The following is a 20,334-nucleotide window of genomic DNA, read 5'->3' as shown; positions in this document are numbered from 1 at the left end:
GCCGGTAAAGGGATATACCGATCTTAAAACGATCGTCACTGGGGTTTCACAAAGGCAGAGATTTTAAGGGATAACCATAAAAACAACAAGCCATTTCGGCAAAATATTAGTTTATCACGCGTATATTTTATAAACAGCTTAAGTTAAGGCTTTTAAAACATCGTGATTCTCAAAACTTTAAGTAAATTGAAATAGATTTTTAGATACAATTCGCTACTATACTAGACCTCAGCAAGTCGCTAGATGCTAAAAATATCGTTCGAGTCGAAGATCAGATTAAATATTCGCCTCTCACCTAGCGCTTGATGAAAAAAATCACTTAAGATTAAGCCAATAGAGCTACTTGTTGTCTGTTTTTGATATAACAAATTGCTACACTACAGCCGTAATTTAAATATTATTGAGGTTTTTCTTCATATGACCATCGACTTTAAGCAAGATATTCTCGCGCCTGTTGCAACTGACTTTGCTGCGATGGACAAATTCATTAATGAAGGGATTACTTCTAAAATTGCCTTAGTCATGGCGGTCAGTAAACATGTGGTAGAAGCTGGCGGTAAACGCATGCGTCCAATTATGTGCTTACTTGCAGCAAAAGCCTGTGGTGCCGATGACCTCGAAAAACACCGCAAACTCGCTGCCATCATTGAAATGTTACATACTGCAACGTTAGTACATGATGATGTAGTCGATGAATCAGGCTTACGCCGTGGTCGTCCAACGGCCAATGCAACATGGAATAACCAAACTGCAGTTTTGGTTGGTGACTTCCTGATTTCACGTGCTTTTGATTTGTTGGTCGATTTAGACAACATGGTGTTGCTCAAAGATTTCTCTACAGGGACTTGTGAAATTGCAGAAGGTGAAGTTCTTCAACTGCAATCACAGCATCAACCAGAAACATCTGAACAAACTTATTTAGATATTATTCACGGCAAAACATCTCGCCTGTTTGAATTGGCCACCGAAGGTGCAGCGATTTTAACTGGTAAGCCAGAGTTCCGTGAACCATTGCGTAAGTTTGCGGGACACTTCGGCAATGCATTTCAAATCATTGACGATATTTTAGATTACACCTCTGATGCTGAAACATTAGGTAAAAATATTGGTGATGATTTAATGGAAGGTAAACCGACTTTACCTTTAATCTCTGCATTAAAGAATACAACGGGTGAAGAACACGAAATTATCCGCCGCAGTATTGCTACAGGTGGTACGGCTGATCTAGAGCGCGTGATTCACATTGTTCAAAGTTCAGGTGCTCTCGATTATTGCAGCCAACGTGCAACCGAAGAAACCCAAGCTGCCATTGAAGCTTTAAATACTTTGCCTGACACAGAATATCGTCAGGCCTTAATCAATCTTGCGAACTTGGCATTACATCGAATTCAATAAAATCAAGATTCATCGTAATCCCCCTTGCCTATGCATATAAAACTTCATGATTTATTTTCGACCATGCAGCAACAGCTCGATACTCCACGCGCTGTGCTGGATGACAACTTATTAATTGAGCTGGTTAACCGTATACGTCCGGAGGACACTAAAAATACGGATGAAATTAAAAATAAATTTCAAGCTTTCATTCAGGCACTCTTAATTACGCCGGATGCAGCATCCACACTTCAAAGCTTCGTCCTAAAACTTATCAGTAAATATAAGCAAACCAGTCTGTATGCCGATACCGGTATTTTGTCTTTAGATGGTTTTTGGAGTCAATTATTTCAGCGTTTAGGTGCGCATTTTTTGCCGTTAATCAACGATGAAACTCAACTGCAAGACTTAGTCCACCGTGTTTTTCACCGTCATAATGACAAATACTGGCTCGACAATATTGATGAGCAGCAATGGATTCAGCTCTTTCGGCTGTTTAATCAGGGACACAGCAATCAGGATGAAAAAAAGCAGATTCGCCGTGAGTTAATTAAAGCGATTACGGTGCTGTCTTACCGGATTAGTGGAATTGGTCTTTATCCTGAATTTATTAATGCCCAACCTGAACTCACCGAATATGAATCTCCCTTTCTAGTACAGAATCGTGAGATCAACGAGTTCATACAGCAATATAAAAAACTGCATCAAAATGCAGAACAAATGAGTGCGGTTCTGCCACCAGATGCATCACAAGCCCTAGTGATGCTGGAGCAATGTCGAGATGTGGTACATAAAATTCTTCGTGCCACCAAACGTATTGGCGTCAGTGTCAGTCTGACCTATTTGCTGTCTTTACTCGAACAATGTTTAGATCGACTTGAAATTTTGCTGAATTTAATCGTTGAAGAAAATGATCTTCGTTATGTTTCGATGGGAAATCTACTCAGCGATGTCACTTATGCCATTTACAGTGAACGTAGTGTGCGTGACTTACTGGCAACCAACAGTGAACTCGTCGCCCTACAAGTCACCGAAAATGCCAGTAAAACTGGTGAACATTATGTAAGTACAGATCAGTCTGGCTTTCTGAGCATGTATCGCTCTGCTGCGGGTGCAGGGGTGATCATTGCCTGTATGGCAACCCTGAAAATACTTATGGTACGTGTTTCCATGGCCCCTTTAATGCAAGCCATTTCATATAGCCTGAATTACTCTTTGGGCTTTATACTGATCCATGTATTGCATTTTACCGTAGCCACCAAACAACCTGCCATGACTGCCGCTGCTTTGGCTTCTACGGTTCAGCACCGTAAAGGCTCGAAAATGGCGCAAATTGCTGAGCTTGCAGCATTAATTATTAACATTATTAGAACTCAGTTTATTGCCATTCTGGGCAATATTAGCATTGCGATTCCGGTTGCCGCGCTGATTACAATCGGCTGGGAGATGCTACTGCATGAACCACTCCTGAATCATGTCAAAGCCGCAAAAACCTTACATGATCTTAATCCATTCACCTCCCTTGCTATACCACATGCCGCAATTGCGGGGGTTTGCTTATTTTTATCAGGTTTAATTGCGGGTTATTTTGACAATATGGCGGTTTATCGGAAAGTTGGGCCACGTATTCAAGCACATCGCAAACTTAAAAATCTCTTGGGGCAAGCGCGTTTAGATACGTTTGCTGCCTATATCGAACGTAATTTAGGAGCTTTGGCGGGTAATTTTCTCTTTGGGATCATGCTCGGCAGTATGGGAACCGTGGGATATATTTTGGGGCTACCACTCGATATCCGTCATATTGCTTTTGCTTCTGCGAATTTTATTCAAGGTTTACTCACAATCAATGATGCACCAGATATTGGCTTAATCATCGTGTCATTTTTAGGGGTTATCTTGATTGGCCTGACCAACTTATTCGTCAGTTTCACGTTAACTATTATTGTAGCTTTACGTGCACGTCGCGTAAGATTTGAACAATGGAAACCTTTGGCAAAACTGGTAATGACGCATTTTCTGACACGACCAAGTGACTTTTTTTGGCCACCGAAAACCCCGCTTGAAGTCGAAGATGGCTCTCAGAGCAACAAAAATAGTCATTGAAAAATTTGTTGTTTTATTTTAGTAAGTTGTTCACAGATACAAAAAATAAAATTGGCATAATTTACACAGACTTGAAATAAAGTGTACTGATGAGTACACTTTGAACCATTAATTAACCGAGCTCAAACCGGTTAAAATGACAAGGAACTAAGCATGCCACGAATGTTGCTGCTTGTTGGTTGTTTTGTATTAATTATCAGTGTGTTGTCTTTAAATTCAGCGCAGTTTAATCAGTTCGATTTAACTTCAGTTGAGTGGATGAGTCAGCACCGCTTTGCTATTTTTAATCAAATCGCCATCGGGCTTTCAGTGCTAGGCGGCATGCCTTTTGTATTATTTTTAACCTCACTCTGGTGTTTATACCTAGCGTGGTATAAAAAATACATAGAAATTGTTTTTATCAGTATAGGGATCTTCGGAAGTATAAGTTTTGCATGGCTGCTTAAATTTACTTTCATCAGACCACGTCCACCGGAAATTTATCATCTTGTAGCATCTTACGGGAGTTCTTTTCCAAGCGCACATAGTTGTTATGCTGCGGCGCTGGGTTGTCTGATGATATTGATTTACCGACAGCATGCACGACATAAACTCATTACTTTATTAGCATTCATCTGGATGCTCAGTATGGGAATATCAAGGGTTTATGTTGGTGTACATTTTCCGTCAGATGTCTTATCCGGTTGGAGCATAAGTTTTATTTGGATCGCGCTACTTTATTTGGCCTACATCAAATCCAGTAAGCCGTAAACAAATGAATAATTTAGATAAAAATCTAATTGAGGTGGAACAATGATGTCTGCAAAGCTTTGGGCACCTGCCCTAACTGCTTGCGCATTAGCAACAAGTATTGCACTTGTTGGTTGTAGCAAAGATCCTAAAGATGCACAGCAAGCTGCTGCTGCACAAAAAATGCCACCAACAGAAGTTGGTGTTATTGTTGCTCAACCGCAAAGCGTTGAACAATCTGTTGAACTTTCTGGCCGTACATCTGCCTATGAAATTTCTGAAGTTCGTCCACAAACCAGCGGCGTAGTATTGAAACGCCTTTTTGCTGAAGGTAGCTATGTTCGTGAAGGACAAGCACTTTATGAAATCGACTCACGTACCAATCGTGCTTCGGCTGACAGTGCTCGTGCTGCTTTAACACGTCAACAGGCAAACTTAAACGTGTTACGTGTTAAAGAAGGTCGTTACCGCCAGCTTGTGGGATCAAATGCGATTTCTAAACAAGAATATGACGATATCGTTGCGCAAGTAAAACTGGCTGAAGCAGACGTTGCTGCATCTCAGGCAGAACTTAAAAATGCAGAAATTAACTTAGGTTATTCAACTGTACGTGCACCTATTTCAGGTCAAACCAACCGTTCAACAGTCACTGCTGGTGCGTTAGTCACAGCGAGTCAAGCTGATCCATTGGTAACGATTCAACGTCTTGACCCAATGTATGTGGATATTAACCAGTCAAGTGCTGAACTTCTGCGTTTACGTCAACAGTTAAGCAAAGGTAGTTTGGACAGCAGTAACAATACTAAAGTGAAACTACGCCTTGAAGATGGTAGCGAATACCCAATTGAAGGTCGTTTAGCATTCTCTGATGCCAGTGTGAACCCTGATACAGGTACGGTAACACTACGTGCAGTATTTGCTAACCCGAACCATTTATTGCTTCCAGGTATGTTTGCCAATGCACGTATTGTGCAAGGCGTGATTCCGAATGCGTACTTGATTCCGCAAGCTGCGATTACGCGTCTGCCTACAGGTCAAGCAATCGCAATGATCGTGAATGCGAAAGGTGTTATTGAATCGCGTCCAATTACGACTGTAGGTACTCAAGGTGCAGACTGGATTGTGACTCAAGGTTTAAATACTGGCGATAAAGTGGTTATTGAAGGTGTGGCGAAAGTTAAACCAGAACAACAAGTTGTTGCTAAACCTTACCAACCTCAAGCAGCTGCGCCACAAGGTGCTCAGCAACCTGCTGCAAAAGAGCAAGGTAAAGCCGCAGAACAAGCAGCTCCAAAAACTGAACAAAAAGCTACTTCAAACGCATAAGGAGTAGACTAGATGGCTCAATTCTTTATTCATCGCCCCATTTTTGCGTGGGTGATTGCATTGGTTATTATGTTGGCGGGTATACTCACGCTGACAAAAATGCCAATTGCGCAGTATCCGACCATTGCTCCGCCAACGGTTACAATTTCTGCAACTTATCCGGGTGCATCTGCCTCAACTGTAGAAAACACAGTGACTCAGATCATCGAACAACAAATGAATGGTCTAGATGGCTTACGTTATATCTCGTCAAACAGTGCGGCTAACGGTCAGGCATCTATCCAATTAAACTTTGAACAAGGGATCGATCCAGATATCGCCCAAGTTCAAGTGCAGAACAAGTTACAATCTGCGACTGCGCTTTTACCTGAAGACGTACAACGTCAAGGTGTGAAAGTGACCAAGTCTGGTGCGAGCTTCTTACAAGTTTTAGCGTTCTATTCTCCAGATAGTTCACTCTCTGCAAATGACATTAAAGACTATGTAAACTCAAATATTTCTGAACCTTTAAGCCGTGTTGCGGGTGTGGGTGAAGTTCAAGTATTTGGTGGCTCTTATGCCATGCGTATTTGGGTTGACCCTGCAAAATTGACCAGTCTTGGCTTAACCCCAAGTGATGTTGCAACTGCGATTCGTGCACAAAACTCACAAGTTGCTGTAGGTCAGCTCGGTGGTGCGCCATCGATTGAAGGTCAGGTACTGAATGCGACCGTCAATGCACAAAGCATGTTGCAAACCCCTGAACAGTTTAAAAACATTTTCCTAAAAAACACGGCTGACGGTGCACAAGTTCGCATTGGTGATGTGGCTCGTGTAGAGCTTGGTGCAGATAACTACCAATTTGACTCTAAATTTAATGGTAAGCCTGCGGGCGGTATTGCAATTAAACTGGCAACGGGTGCTAATGCTTTAGATACAGCACAAGCTGTTGAAGCGCGCATGGTAGAACTACGTAAAAACTACCCTGAGGGCATGAAAGATAAATTGGCATTTGATACAACGCCATTTATTAAACTCTCAATTGAAAGTGTAGTTAAAACCTTAGTTGAAGCTGTCATTTTAGTTTTCTTGGTCATGTTCTTATTCTTACAGAACTGGCGCGCAACCATCATTCCAACCATGGCCGTACCTGTGGTTGTACTTGGTACATTTGCCGTAATCAACGTTTTTGGCTTCTCAATCAACACACTGACTATGTTCGCCATGGTTCTGGCAATTGGTTTGCTGGTCGATGATGCAATCGTGGTCGTGGAGAACGTTGAACGTGTGATGGTAGAGGATCACCTCGAACCTGTAGAAGCAACAGAAATCTCTATGAAACAGATTTCAGGTGCACTAATCGGGATCACCTCAGTCTTGACAGCCGTATTCGTACCGATGGCATTCTTCGGTGGAACCACTGGGGTGATTTACCGTCAGTTCTCCATCACACTTGTTACTGCCATGATTCTGTCATTGATCGTTGCTTTAACCTTTACCCCTGCACTTTGTGCAACCATTCTGAAACAGCATGATCCAAATAAAGAGCAGAGCAATAATATTTTTGCACGCTTCTTCCGTTGGTTTAACCATGCTTTTGACCGCACTGCTGAAAAATATAAAGGCGGTGTTAACTTCATGACACATCATAAATTTTTCTCAGGAATTGTTTATGCTGCAGTCATTGGTGTACTTGTCGTTCTGTTTAAAATACTGCCGTCTTCATTCCTTCCAGAAGAAGACCAAGGTGTAGTGATGACATTGGTGCAATTGCCACCAAATGCAACGCTAGATCGTACCGATAAAGTCGTTGAAACCATGACCAACTACTTCTTGCAGAACGAGAAAGACAGCGTTGAATCTGTATTTAGTGTTTCAGGCTTCTCATTTACTGGGGTTGGGCAAAACGCCGGCTTAGCATTTATTCAGTTAAAAGACTGGAAAGATCGTACAACAGCTGAGCAAAAAATTGGTGAGATCATTAAACGTGGTATGGCACTCAATATGATTGCAAAAGATGCTTCGTACGTGATGCCATTACAATTACCAGCAATGCCTGAATTAGGTGTTACTGCAGGCTTTAACTTCCAGTTAAAAGCTGCAGCAGGTCAAAGCCACGAACAACTTCTTGCAGCACGTAATGCGATCTTAGGTATGGCAGCAAAAGACGAACGTCTTGCGGGTGTCCGTCCAAATGGTCAAGAAGATACTCCGCAGTACCAGATCAGTATTGATCAGGCACAAGCTGGAGCAATGGGTGTCAGTATTGCTGATATTAACTCCACTATGAGCATGGCTTGGGGTGGTTCGTATATCAACGACTTTATTGACCGTGGCCGTGTGAAGAAAGTCTACGTTCAGGGCGAAGCCAATGCACGTATGATGCCTGAAGATTTGAACAAGTGGTATGTACGTAACAACAAAGGTGAAATGATTCCTTTCTCTAGTTTCGCAACTGGACAATGGACTTATGGTTCACCGCGTTTAGAGCGTTATAACGGTATCGCTTCAATGAACATTCAAGGCTCACCTGCACCGGGTACAAGTTCGGGTGATGCGATGTTAGCCATGGAAGAAATTGTTGCAAAACTACCATCTATGGGCTTACAAGGCTTTGACTATGAATGGACAGGTTTATCTTTAGAAGAACGTGAGTCTGGCGATCAAGCACCATTCTTGTATGCGCTTTCACTCTTAATCGTCTTCTTGTGTCTTGCGGCTCTTTATGAAAGCTGGTCAATTCCATTCTCAGTATTACTGGTTGTACCTTTGGGTATTGTCGGTGCTATGGGCCTAACTTGGTTGGGTATGGTACTTTCTGGCGATCCAAACCTTTCAAACAATATTTACTTCCAAGTGGCGATTATTGCGGTCATCGGTTTGTCTGCAAAAAATGCGATCTTGATTGTAGAGTTTGCGAAAGAATTGCAAGAAAAAGGTGAAGATCTATTTGAAGCAACACTGCATGCATCGAAAATGCGTTTACGTCCAATTATCATGACAACATTGGCATTTGGTTTCGGTGTACTGCCACTCGCACTAGCAAGTGGTGCAGGCGCAGGTAGCCAGCACTCTGTAGGTTATGGTGTACTGGGTGGTGTAATTAGTTCTACATTGCTTGGGATTTTCTTCATTCCTGTGTTCTTTGTATGGATTCGTAGTATTTTCAAATACAAACCTAAAACACAAAATAATCAGGAGCATTTATCGTGATGCAAAATGTATGGTCTATTGCAGGTCGTAGCATTGCGGTTTCTTCACTTGCGCTTGCTTTGGCTGCCTGCCAAAGCATGCGTGGTCCAGAGCCGGTTGTTCAGACCAATATTCCAGACAGCTATGCTGCAAGTGCTTCTGGCACTTCAGTGGCTGAACAGGGATATAAAGATTTCTTTGCTGACCAACGTCTGGTACAAGTTCTTGACCTTGCATTAACCAATAACCGTGACTTACGCACAGCAGCATTGAATATTGAACGTGCTCAGCAACAGTACCAAATCACTGCCAATGGCCAATTGCCAACGATTGGCGCAAGTGGTAGCGTACTTCGCCAAGACACCATAAATTCTAAACCTATGACAACTTATAACGTAGGTTTAGGTGTTACAGCATATGAGCTTGATTTTTGGGGTCGCGTACGCAGCCTAAAAGACAATGCTTTAGATAGCTATCTTGCAACTGCGAGTGCGCGCGATGCGACTCAAATCGCCTTGATTGGTCAAGTTGCGCAAGCATGGTTGAACTATGCTTATGCCAATGCCAATTTAAAACTGGCAGACCAAACGTTAAAAGCTCAGCTTGAATCTTACAATCTGAACAAAAAACGTTTTGATGTCGGTATCGACAGCGAAGTTCCTGTACGTCAGGCTCAGATTTCTGTCGAAACAGCGCGTAACGATGTTGCCAACTACAAAACGCAAATCGCACAAGCACAGAACTTCTTGAATCTGCTGGTCGGTCAACAAGTGCCTGCAAACTTATTGCCTGTGCAGCAGGTCAGCCGGATTACTTCAACCAAAGCCATTGGTTCTGGTATTCCAAGTGACTTGTTAAATAACCGTCCTGATGTACGTGCTGCGGAATATAAACTGTCTGCTGCGGGTGCGAACATTGGTGCAGCAAAAGCACGTCTGTTCCCGACCATCAGTCTGACTGGTTCTGCGGGCTATGCATCCACAGATCTGGGCGATTTATTTAAATCAGGCAACTTTGTCTGGTCTGCAGGTCCAAGCTTAGATATTCCTATCTTTGACTGGGGCACACGTAAAGCCAACATCAAAATCTCTGAAACGGATCAAAAAATTGCATTGTCTGATTATGAAAAATCAGTTCAATCTGCGTTCCGTGAAGTGAATGATGCTCTAGCTGTGCGTCAAAACATTGGCGACCGTCTTGCTGCGCAGCGCCGTTTAGTCGATGCCACCAATACCACCTATAAACTTTCAAATGCTCGCTTCCGCGCAGGTATTGATAGTTACTTAACCGTATTGGATGCACAGCGCGCATCTTATGCTGCTGAGCAAGGTTTATTGTTGCTTGAACAAGCAAACTTAAACAACCAAGTGGAATTATACAAAACACTGGGTGGCGGTATTAAAGCCAATACGTCAGATGCAGTTCAATATCAACCGTCCACTGCTGAACGTAAAGCAGACGCTGCAAAATAAGTTAATAACTTAAAAGTTCATGCAAGAAAGCTCACCTCGGTGGGCTTTTTTTTGTTTAAAAGAAATTGAGAGCAAAATGAAAATATTGCTTTTTTAGGTGAACTTTCCTATCTTCAACTCACCTTTTTTCTATTGATAACTAAAAATGCTTTTAAGTAATCTTGAATCTGTGCCAGGCCACACCATTACTCAACAACTCGATGTGGTGTATGGCAGTACGGTACGGAGTAAACATGTTGGCCGTGACTTTATGGCTGGACTGAAAAATATTGTGGGTGGTGAACTCAAGGGCTATACCGAACTGCTTGAAGAATCTCGCCAAGAAGCCATGAGCCGGATGATTAATAAAGCACGTGGCTTAGGCGCAAATGCGATTGTCGGTATTCGTTTTTCAACCTCGAATATTGCACAAGGTGCTTCTGAGCTGTTTGTATATGGCACTGCAGTACGTGTAGAAAATGCACAACAGGCAATTCCAGATCCATTTCCGACTCAAGGCTAAGTTATGGACGCTTTTATTTTTAAAGTCCTGATCTTTATAGTGCTCTTTTGTATTGGTTGGGGTTTCGGTCGTCATGCCGAACAAAAACATTTAAAAGAATTGGAAGCACAAGAAAAACGTTTATCTCATATTCGGATCGATAATAATCGCTTTAAAACCACCGACCGTCCGGGGCACTTGATTTCAAGCAATGTGGTGATTTCACATGATTATTTTAAGTATGTGATTGCCAATATTCAAAACTTTCTGGGTGGCCGTTTAAGCAGTTATGAAAGTATCGTTGAACGTGCTCGACGTGAAGCCGTAGTACGTTTAAAGCAAGAAGCTGAAAAAATGGGCGCAACTCAAATTATGGGGCTTCGCCTAAGTACAACTGAACTCGGTATGCAAGGCGGTATGATTGAAGTTTTTGCCTATGGCACGGCGATCTATCAATAAAAACCAAAAAAAATCAAGTCACTCTAAGTTCATAGCATTAGAGTGACTTTAAACCATGCCTAGATGAAAAACCTATTTCACTTTCATTTTACGAATCATCTTATACAGTGTTTTTGGCGATAATCGTGAAACCAGCACACCCAGTTTTTCTTTCGCTCCACCAACCACAATATATTCTTCACCGCGTTGTAACGATCTCACCACAATTTCAGCAAACTCATCAGCTTCTAGTCCATTTTCAATAGCTTCATCCTGATAGCCTTGTGGTTTACCTGCACCATTTAAGGCATTAAATGACACATTGGTTTTGATAAAGCCCGGGAAAATCACCGAAACCCCGACACCCTGTTCTGCCATTTCGGCACGCAGACTATTGGCCCACATATGAATTGCCGCTTTGGCAGCAGAATAAGACGCACGGTATTGCGTCCCCAATAAACCCGCCACACTCGAGACAAAAGCAATATGTCCGGATTTTTGCTGAATAAACGTTGGCAACACGGTCTTGGTCAAAAACACCTGAGAGAAATAATCTACTTCCATAATGGCACGTTCAGTTTGCATCGTGGTATCTGCAATGAGAGCGCGCTGACTCAACCCCGCATTGTTAATTAACCAGTCAATCCGCCCTTTTTGCTCAAGTACTTGTTCATAAGCATGGCGAACTTGCGTTTCATCGGTAATGTCGGCACAAATTGAAATATGTTGATCTGGATGCAGCAAAGATACACGAACTTTTTCCAGTTCTTCAAAGCGACGTGCGCTTAAAACCACTTGCGCTCCTTGCAAGGCAAATTCTTTCGCCAAAGCTTCGCCTAATCCAGAAGAAGCTCCTGTGATCCAGACCACTTTCCCCTCTAAATTTTCATTCCTTGCCATGTTGCTTCTGTCCTTAATTTTTAGGTATCGGTTTTTGATTTAAAAATAACATGAAATGATCAAAATACTGACTCATCGCAGGTGCATCATAAATTTTTCCTAATTTATCAAAGCGCTTATACCCCAATTGAGTGGTGAGATTAATCACGCCATTTAAAGTCTTGTCCACCACCACATTACATTTCAGCATTTTTTTCGGTTCACGCACCAAATGCGTCACCCCAGTATCGACCACTTGGGTAAAGGCTTTGAGTGCCGGTGAAACACATTGATCATTTCCTTCTTTCATCTGATCGACACAACCCAACAATTCAGCAGCCAATGCCGTATCAATCGGGTAATTCATAAAATGCTGACCATTTTGATCATAGAAACGTTCATACAAATAATTCACCATCGGCTTAAGACGATCATTGCCAAAAAATGAAACGGACCATGGCATATATTTTTGCGTTGTTTCCCGAATCTGTTGAATAATTTTTTCAGATTCGTTATCCCCGGTTTTATTTAAACGTGCCAATTGACCAAACACCTGATCTAAAATTTCACAGGCAATATCGGCTAGGTTTTCTCCGAGCGCCTTCGACTGGCTTTCTGTTTCCCCTGCATTCAATTTTTGATAAATCGATTCAAAACACAAATACGTTTCAGGCTTAATTTTTAAAGAAATCGAATAAGTCATTTAATATTGCTCCTTTTATCTTAGTTTTGGGATCAATGGTTCGTTCTTATCTTCAGTCTTATCATACGGGGTCTTTTAGAGACTGCCAATTGTCAAAAGTTTACATTCATCCAACATCCCTAATCCACATTTTTTTTTGCTACAATAGATCTAATTTTTCATCTACTTTTGATCTGTTTAGACTATGACTGATTCAGCGCAAAATATTGCTACAACCTACGATCCTACCGAGATCGAGAAAAAATGGTACAACACTTGGGAAGAGCGAGGCTACTTCAAGCCATCTCAAAAAGGTGATTCATTCTGTATTATGATTCCGCCACCAAACGTCACCGGTAGCTTGCACATGGGTCATGGTTTTAACAACGCCATTATGGATGCCTTGACGCGCTACAACCGTATGTCAGGTAAAAATACCTTATGGCAACCGGGTACAGACCATGCGGGTATCGCAACGCAGATGGTGGTTGAACGTCAACTCGGTGCAGAAGGCATCAGCCGTCATGACCTTGGCCGTGAAAAATTCATTGAAAAAGTCTGGGAATGGAAAGAACAATCTGGTGGCAACATTACCCGTCAAATTCGTCGTCTTGGTTCATCTGTAGACTGGTCGCGTGAACGCTTCACCATGGATGGAGGTCTTTCAAACGCGGTTAAAGAAGTGTTTGTAAAATTGCATGAAGAAGGCTTGATCTACCGTGGTAAACGTCTGGTTAACTGGGATCCAAAACTGCAAACTGCCCTGTCTGACTTAGAAGTTGAGTCTGATAAAGAAGAAGCAGGTTCATTGTGGCACTTCAAATATTTCTTTGAAGATAAATCACTGCGTACTCACGATGGCAAAGATCACATTGTTGTTGCGACAACTCGTCCTGAAACATTGTTAGGTGATACAGCCGTTGCAGTTGCACTTGATGATGAGCGTTATGCGGACTTGGTGGGTAAAAATATTATCCTACCAATTACCGGCCGTGCTGTTGCAATCGTTAAAGACGAATATGTAGACAAAGAATTCGGTACAGGCTGTGTAAAAATCACCCCTGCACACGACTTCAATGACTATGAAGTAGGTAAACGCTGTGAATTGCCTATCATCAACATCTTCAACAAAAATGCTGAAGTGCTGGCTGAGTTTGAATATATCGCAAAAGCCGGTGAGCAAATTTCTAAAACCATTGCTGCACCTGCGGAATATGTCGGTCTAGAACGTTTTGCTGCACGTAAAAAATTGGTTGAACAAGCTGAATCTGAAGGCTGGTTAGACCAAATTCAACCATATACGCTTAAACCACCTCGCGGTGACCGTTCAGGCGTGATCGTTGAGCCACTTTTAACAGACCAATGGTATGTAAAAATTGCACCGTTGGCTGAGCCTGCAATTAAAGCGGTTAAAGATGGCGAGATCAAATTCGTCCCTGAGCAATACAGCAACATGTACATGGCTTGGATGAACAACATTCAAGACTGGTGTATTTCACGTCAATTGTGGTGGGGTCACCGTATTCCTGCTTGGTACGACGTAGATGGCAACGTATTTGTGGGTCGTGACGAAGCGGAAGTTCGTGCAAAACACAACATCCCTGCTGATATTCAGTTGAATCAAGATGAAGACGTATTGGATACATGGTTCTCATCAGGTCTTTGGACGTTCTCAACTTTAGGTTGGACTGGCGATGCGGCGAAAGATAAAGAAAACTATTTCTTAAATACTTTCCACCCGACTGATGTATTGGTGACTGGTTTTGACATCATCTTCTTCTGGGTTGCCCGCATGATCATGATGACCATGCACTTCATGAAAAATGAAGATGGTACACCACAAGTTCCGTTTAAAACTGTGTATGTACATGGTTTGGTACGTGATGGTGAAGGTCAAAAAATGTCTAAATCTAAGGGGAACGTGCTTGACCCACTCGACTTGATTGACGGTGTGGACCTTGAAACTTTAGTACAAAAACGTACTACTGGTTTAATGAACCCGAAACAAGCATCGAAGATTGAAAAATCAACCCGTAAAGAATTCCCTGAAGGGATTCAATCTTACGGTACAGATGCGGTTCGTTTCACTTTCTGTGCGCTTGCCAATACAGGCCGTGACATTAAGTTCGATATGAAACGTGTTGAAGGCTACCGTAACTTTGCCAACAAAATCTGGAACGCTACCCGTTTCGTGATGATGAACATTGAAGGTCAAACGATTGGTACTGAAGTTCGTCAAGACCTTTGGGAATTGCCTGAGCAATGGATCGTCAGCCGTCTGCAAAAAGCTGAACTTGCTGTTCAGCAAGCCTTTGCAACCTACCGTTTAGACTTGGCTGCGCAAGCAATTTACGAGTTCATTTGGAATGAATACTGTGACTGGTATGTCGAACTGACGAAACCTGTTCTGAATGATGAAAACGTGTCTGAAGAGCGTAAGGCTGAAGTACGTCGTGTATTGTTAGCGGTAATGGAAGCATCTTTACGTTTGGCTCACCCGATCATGCCGTATTTGACTGAAGAAATCTGGCAAACACTTGCACCGAAGTTAAACATTTCGGGCGAAACAATCATGTTGGCACAGTACCCTGTTGCTGATGAAGCGAAAATCAATGAACAAGCTGAAGCCGATATGCAATGGCTTCAAGGTTTGATTGGTGCGGTGCGTAACATCCGTGGTGAGATGGGTCTAGGTAATGCTCGTTTGTTGCCTGTACTTCTTCAAAACACCACTGATGCTGAAAAAACACAGATTTCGCGTATTGAACCGTTGTTTAAAGCATTAGCAAAAGTTGAAAGCATTACCTTCCTTGCTGATGGCGAGCAACCGCCATTGTCTTCTTCATCTGTAGTCGGTCATGTGTCTGTATTCGTTCCAATGAAGGGTTTGATTGATCCTAAAGCGGAATTGGGTCGTCTACAAAAAGACTTCGACAAGGTTCAAAAACAGCATGACCAAATTGCCACTAAACTTGGCAATGAAGGTTTCGTAGCGAAAGCACCTGCTGCTGTGGTTGAAGGCGAAAAAGTGAAGCTTGCTGAGTTTGCTGACCAGTTAGCGAAAATTAAAGCGAATATGGAGCAGATTGCAGCGCTTTAATGCTGTAATTTGATTAAAAAATCCCCCTCTTTTGAGGTAATGCCAGTCAGTTAAGGATTTAAAAGTTAAAAAATAAGGTCAGTAAGACGTAAATTTAGCTCACTTTAAATCCAAATATAAGGAAATTTAGGGTAATAAATAACCCGGATTTCCTTAACTGATCAGCATTACTCTTTTGAGGGGATTTTTTATTTATTCATCGTCCCAATCAAAATCATCATCCAAATTGATACTTAAATAATCATCCACATAGCGAGTAAAAGTGAATTCGTGCAAGTTTTCATAAAAGGAAATTAGTTTATCTACTATTTGATTAACAATATTTTCTTGCTGCAATGTCAATTTAGGTAAATGTATATCATGGCGGCCACTTTCAGCGGCAAAAATATTACCTTGATCATATATTGCTTCTGTCTTATAATCGCCTTTAGCTAAATCATGATCAAAATACTGAGCGAATTTCTGCCAAGTCCATGCATCAATCAACTCATCTTCAGCTAATATTCTAAGTTCACCATACTTATCACAGACGATTCGATCGAATATACTTCTTTGACATTCTTCATCACCACGCTTTGCTAATTCCAACTCTATATCTGATGGATAATATGACAAACTGTATTCATACTCGTTCTCGTTAAAATCGCTCATATTAGAATAATCTTCATCAGAGCCAAATTCAAATAACTGCATCTGAGCAGGAAAGCTTCCTAAATCTGCAGCTATTTCCAAATATTTTAAATAGTTCTCTTTATATTCATCATTTCGTTCTTTTTCTTTAATAAAATTGTCTAAGCTTGATTTCCAAGTTGGGCTAATTTCTTTACCTTGCAAATATCTATGATAAAGATAATTCATATCTTTATTCTGCTTATCAAAATCACTTGCACAATCACTATAAAATTGCGCTATCAAATATGGATAAATAGAAAACTCAGGAAACTCTGAAAAGGTTTTTCTTAGGCGATCTAGAACATTATTACGTAAGGATTCGTCATCAAGGGCTTCTTGAACAAGCTTACTCATTTCCTCAGTTGTTAAATGTAAAAAATGATGATCTAAAATATTTTTTTGAATAATTGGGGCTACCGCCAGTGAGATTTTCAATTCCTTACAACGCTTTTCAAACAACTCTGTATTCAATTGATCATCAATTGAATCTATAAAAATTGGGAAAGAACTTAGTTTTAAACTATTAAATGTTTTAAAACCCAAAAGTGCTGCAACTATTTCCTTTATATGAGAACGTTTGATTTCTATATTATGAGATTTAATGGCTTGCTGAATGTCAAAAGCCAATGTGCTAATAGTAGACATGTTTATCCTTAAAATTGTTTCTTAGAATCAAATTTGGACACACGTTTAAGCTATTTGAATCTAATAACGAAACATAATAAAGAAAACATTAAAGGATATTAATTATTCAATATAAAAATTGATTTTTGACTTTTTTTACTCGTGTGTAAGTAAGGTGGACACCTACGTTTAATAATAACAACCAAAATTTAAAATTCAAGTTATTTATAATTATCTAATTTTCCTAACTCCCATCCAACTCAATCACCAAGCCAACTTCATGACAGTAAAAATCCACAATATATGGTTTGATCACATGCTGACGACGAAATTTAAGATTCATAAAACGATTGTTACGTAAAAGTTGCCATATTAAGTTTTCTGCATCGGTGGCGGTGTGGCGCATGGATTTAGCGAATTCTAATAATGCAGGGTCAATTTTCATTTTTCTCTTAATTTTATTGTAATTATACTATACGCAATGAAGTTCCCTCTCCTGAGCAAGTTTTAAAGCACTGCTTTAAAACGAAGCGCAAGTGATGAGCAGCACTGCTACGCAAGGGAGAGGTAAACTATAAGACTTGATGCCCCAACAACATCCTCAACCCACTTTCATTCCTCATATAACTTAATCTCTGCTTTTCCACTTTTACTTGCTGCTTTAAAGCCGAAGTATCTGCATCAATCTGCTTATACAAGTCCTCAATTTTCAGCTTGCCTTTCGACTTCTGTACGGTAATTTTCGCGCTTTCCGACCAGACCAAAGCATCAATCAGATCATCAATTTGGCTTTGCAGTTTCTGACATTGCGCATCCAGCGCCATTTTATAAAATTTGACCTGCTCAGCACCTAAACCCTTTTGCGAACTGCTTTGACTCGACTCAACCTGCAACTGTAATTTCAGCAGATAAAATAAATCCTGCTGTTCATAGGCTTCATTGACGCGCTGGAATAATTCTGTTTTTTCTATTTTTTTTGCTTCATCGGGTTCACGGTCAGGGTGAATACTGGCGGCAATTTTTAAATACACCGTTTTCAGTGACTGCTCGACTAGCTTCTCTGCTTTTTCCCGCTTTTCTTGCTGACGTTTCAGTTTGGCTTGTTCGCGTACTTGACTGTACTGCTCAGAACTCCAATCACTGCTCTCCCACTGTAGATTTTCCCTATCCGCGGTTTTATCCATTTTGTTGGGATCATGCAACGTGTCATTCACATTTAAATACTCAAGATTAGAGTTAATTTTCTTTTTGCTTTTCTTATTATGTTCATACTCAGCCGTTTGCTGATAATACACATACAGCTCATTTACTTTTTGCAGTTGCTGGAAGTTCAGCAGTTTTGAAGTTTTCAGCATTTTAGCTAGAGCATGAATTTTATCTTCTAACTGTGCGGTATCAGCTTTATTAAACTCATATTGACTGAGGCCATTCCATAACTGTTCTAATTGCTTGAACAATACTTCATGCAGTTCCGTATACACAGGCATAAAGTGTTTGCAGCTATACGTCTGGATTTCCGATTGTGCATTTTCCCAGGCCGCCAGTTCCCGTTTCAGATGTTCAATTTGATCAATTAAACGATTCAGCTTTTTTTCAGGTGTAGAAAGCTCAATATTCGACTGAACCGTGGTTTTTAAATCAAATGACATAGAGAAAAATAAAGTGACAAAAAACAAGTATAGCTGAAATTCCGCGACACATTTCTATGTAAAGCATATGGCTGAATCGCCCTAAAAACCCATCATGAAATCTATTGATAAAGCATGCCTTCTCATCAAGAGAAAACTCTCTAGACTTCTAAAGATCAAACACAAATTTTTCAGATTTTTCGATGTTATTTGTTTATAAAAATTAGTTTGTTATCTTTCAAAAAAGTTTGATTATTCAACAAAATTCCAAATCTCTAAAATGAGCCAAATTGTTCATTTTTTGCTGGAATATATTGCATGGAAGTTCAACAACGCCGCCTGACACCTCAGGACAAACGAACACTTGGATTGTCCTCTTTAGGTGGTGCACTCGAATTTTACGATTTCGTGATTTATGTATTTTACGCAAAAATCATTTCTGAACTGTTTTTCCCCACAGGACTCAGTCCATTTTGGGCCATGTTGAACACTTATGGAATTTTTGCTGCAGGTTATTTCTTCCGCCCACTCGGTGGCGTGGTCATGGCACATTTCGGTGATTTGGTCGGTCGTAAACGCTTGTTTAGTTTATCGATCTTACTGATGGCGCTGCCAACCTTAATGATTGGGATCATGCCAACCTTTGAAAGTATTGGCTATGCTGCACCTTTATTACTCTTACTCATGCGCGTTGTACAAGGAATCGCCATTGGTGGTGAAATTCCAGCAGCATGGACTTTTGTCTCCGAGCATGTGCCTGAGCAGAAAATCGGTCTGGCCAATGGCTTACTTACCGCAGGGCTTTCCCTCGGGATTTTACTCGGTGCGCTGATGTCCTTGTTCATCTCACTGCAATTTAGTGAGGCTGAAATTCATGATTGGGCATGGCGTATTCCATTTATTGTCGGTGGGATTTTTGGCTTTGTGGCCTTGTATTTACGCAGTTATTTAAAAGAAACGCCGGTCTTTAAAGCCATGCAAGAGAAAAAGCAATTAGCCAAAGAACTGCCTGTCAAACAAGTATTACAACAGCATAAAACCGCCGTGATGATTGGTATGCTGTTTACTTGGTTCTTAACCGGCTGCGTGGTCGTGCTGATTTTAGCTATGCCTAATTTATTGACTGGCGCTTTTGGTTTTGAACGTGCCTATGCCTTTAAAATGCAAAGTGCGGCAATTGTTATGCAAATGATCGGCTGTATTGTTGCAGGCCTATTGGCCGATCGTTTTGGCGCAGGCAAAGTCATGCTCGCTGGTTCATTATTGGTGGCGGCCCTTGCCGGTGTGTTTTATAACAGTCTTGGTCATGCCGCACATGTAACGGTGTTTGGACTGTATATGCTGCTCGGTTTGGCATCTGGAACGGTCGGTATGGTGTCTTATAGTATGGTGAAAATGTTCCCTGCACAGATTCGTTTTTCGGGCATTTCATTTTCTTATAATTTGGCCTATGCCATTGCAGGCGGGATCACTTTGCCGTTAGTGCAATGGTTAAGTTTATATAGCAATATTGGTGCATTGTATTATGTTTGGGCAGTCTGCTTGGTGACCTTCTTTACTGCAATGCTCTACCGTCAACGTTTTGAAAAGCCATCTACTCCACGATAATGAATCATATATAATTCAAAGCTTAAAAAAGCGCTCAACTGACTGGC

At 41.2% G+C, this 20,334-nt stretch carries 14 protein-coding genes and 1 pseudogene; 10 read left to right on the top strand and 5 right to left on the bottom strand.

The genetic code is table 11. The features are described from left to right. Positions 1 to 417: 417 nt before the first annotated feature. The 8 genes from sdsA to ACN6OV_RS04700 all read left to right on the top strand — a co-directional run bounded on the left by sdsA (position 418) and on the right by ACN6OV_RS04700 (position 11,115). Complete coding sequence (gene sdsA, locus ACN6OV_RS04735) at positions 418 to 1,395, top strand: All-trans-nonaprenyl-diphosphate synthase (protein WP_427950121.1); 978 nt, start codon at positions 418 to 420, stop codon at positions 1,393 to 1,395. Positions 1,396 to 1,425: 30 nt separating this feature from the next. Continuing rightward, positions 1,426 to 3,477, top strand: coding sequence for a site-specific recombinase (locus ACN6OV_RS04730; protein ID WP_427950118.1), 2,052 nt, complete (start codon positions 1,426 to 1,428; stop codon positions 3,475 to 3,477). Positions 3,478 to 3,630: 153 nt separating this feature from the next. Beyond that, positions 3,631 to 4,227 carry a phosphatase PAP2 family protein gene (locus tag ACN6OV_RS04725; protein WP_427950116.1) on the top strand — a complete coding sequence of 199 codons (597 nt, stop codon included), beginning with the start codon at positions 3,631 to 3,633 and terminating at the stop codon, positions 4,225 to 4,227. A 42-nt stretch (positions 4,228 to 4,269) separates the two neighbouring features. Next, complete coding sequence (locus ACN6OV_RS04720; RefSeq protein WP_427950113.1) at positions 4,270 to 5,532, top strand: efflux RND transporter periplasmic adaptor subunit; 1,263 nt, start codon at positions 4,270 to 4,272, stop codon at positions 5,530 to 5,532. Positions 5,533 to 5,544: 12 nt separating this feature from the next. Continuing rightward, complete coding sequence (locus ACN6OV_RS04715) at positions 5,545 to 8,724, top strand: efflux RND transporter permease subunit (protein ID WP_427950110.1); 3,180 nt, start codon at positions 5,545 to 5,547, stop codon at positions 8,722 to 8,724. After that, entirely contained in the window at positions 8,724 to 10,175 is a 1,452-nt protein-coding gene (adeK, locus tag ACN6OV_RS04710) for a multidrug efflux RND transporter AdeIJK outer membrane channel subunit AdeK (protein ID WP_427950126.1), read from the top strand. The genes ACN6OV_RS04715 and adeK overlap by 1 nt, the downstream gene beginning before the upstream one ends. A gap of 145 nt (positions 10,176 to 10,320) precedes the next feature. Continuing rightward, positions 10,321 to 10,677, top strand: coding sequence for a YbjQ family protein (locus tag ACN6OV_RS04705; RefSeq protein WP_427950107.1), 357 nt, complete (start codon positions 10,321 to 10,323; stop codon positions 10,675 to 10,677). Between the two features lie 3 nt (positions 10,678 to 10,680). Continuing rightward, positions 10,681 to 11,115, top strand: coding sequence for a YbjQ family protein (locus ACN6OV_RS04700; protein ID WP_427950104.1), 435 nt, complete (start codon positions 10,681 to 10,683; stop codon positions 11,113 to 11,115). A 72-nt stretch (positions 11,116 to 11,187) separates the two neighbouring features. Here ACN6OV_RS04700 and ACN6OV_RS04695 read toward each other — a convergent pair whose 3' ends face one another. Continuing rightward, positions 11,188 to 11,994 carry an SDR family NAD(P)-dependent oxidoreductase gene (locus tag ACN6OV_RS04695; RefSeq protein ID WP_427950102.1) on the bottom strand — a complete coding sequence of 269 codons (807 nt, stop codon included), beginning with the start codon at positions 11,992 to 11,994 and terminating at the stop codon, positions 11,188 to 11,190. A gap of 13 nt (positions 11,995 to 12,007) precedes the next feature. Next, positions 12,008 to 12,676: a hypothetical protein gene (locus ACN6OV_RS04690; RefSeq protein WP_427950100.1), complete on the bottom strand. Its 669-nt coding sequence runs from the start codon at positions 12,674 to 12,676 to the stop codon at positions 12,008 to 12,010. A 184-nt stretch (positions 12,677 to 12,860) separates the two neighbouring features. Between ACN6OV_RS04690 and ACN6OV_RS04685 the strand changes: the two genes are divergently transcribed. Then, positions 12,861 to 15,755 carry a valine--tRNA ligase gene (locus ACN6OV_RS04685; protein WP_427950097.1) on the top strand — a complete coding sequence of 965 codons (2,895 nt, stop codon included), beginning with the start codon at positions 12,861 to 12,863 and terminating at the stop codon, positions 15,753 to 15,755. A gap of 192 nt (positions 15,756 to 15,947) precedes the next feature. Here the strand turns inward: ACN6OV_RS04685 and ACN6OV_RS04680 are convergent, their stop codons facing one another. The 3 genes and pseudogenes from ACN6OV_RS04680 to ACN6OV_RS04670 all read right to left on the bottom strand — a co-directional run bounded on the left by ACN6OV_RS04680 (position 15,948) and on the right by ACN6OV_RS04670 (position 18,700). Then, positions 15,948 to 17,072 carry a hypothetical protein gene (locus ACN6OV_RS04680; protein WP_427950095.1) on the bottom strand — a complete coding sequence of 375 codons (1,125 nt, stop codon included), beginning with the start codon at positions 17,070 to 17,072 and terminating at the stop codon, positions 15,948 to 15,950. 226 nt (positions 17,073 to 17,298) lie between these two features. After that, positions 17,299 to 17,496, bottom strand: a pseudogene (locus tag ACN6OV_RS04675) (endonuclease domain-containing protein); the annotation flags it as partial. 127 nt (positions 17,497 to 17,623) lie between these two features. Next, positions 17,624 to 18,700: a molecular chaperone DnaJ gene (locus ACN6OV_RS04670; protein WP_427950093.1), complete on the bottom strand. Its 1,077-nt coding sequence runs from the start codon at positions 18,698 to 18,700 to the stop codon at positions 17,624 to 17,626. Between the two features lie 297 nt (positions 18,701 to 18,997). Between ACN6OV_RS04670 and ACN6OV_RS04665 the strand changes: the two genes are divergently transcribed. After that, positions 18,998 to 20,287: an MFS transporter gene (locus tag ACN6OV_RS04665; RefSeq protein ID WP_427950090.1), complete on the top strand. Its 1,290-nt coding sequence runs from the start codon at positions 18,998 to 19,000 to the stop codon at positions 20,285 to 20,287. The last annotated feature ends 47 nt before the right edge of the window (positions 20,288 to 20,334 follow it).

Source organism: Acinetobacter sp. (assembly GCF_050285345.1).
GTDB lineage: Bacteria > Pseudomonadota > Gammaproteobacteria > Pseudomonadales > Moraxellaceae > Acinetobacter.
The sequence above is the reverse complement of the archived record's forward strand: the minus strand, read 5'-3'. Positions and strand labels throughout refer to the sequence as shown.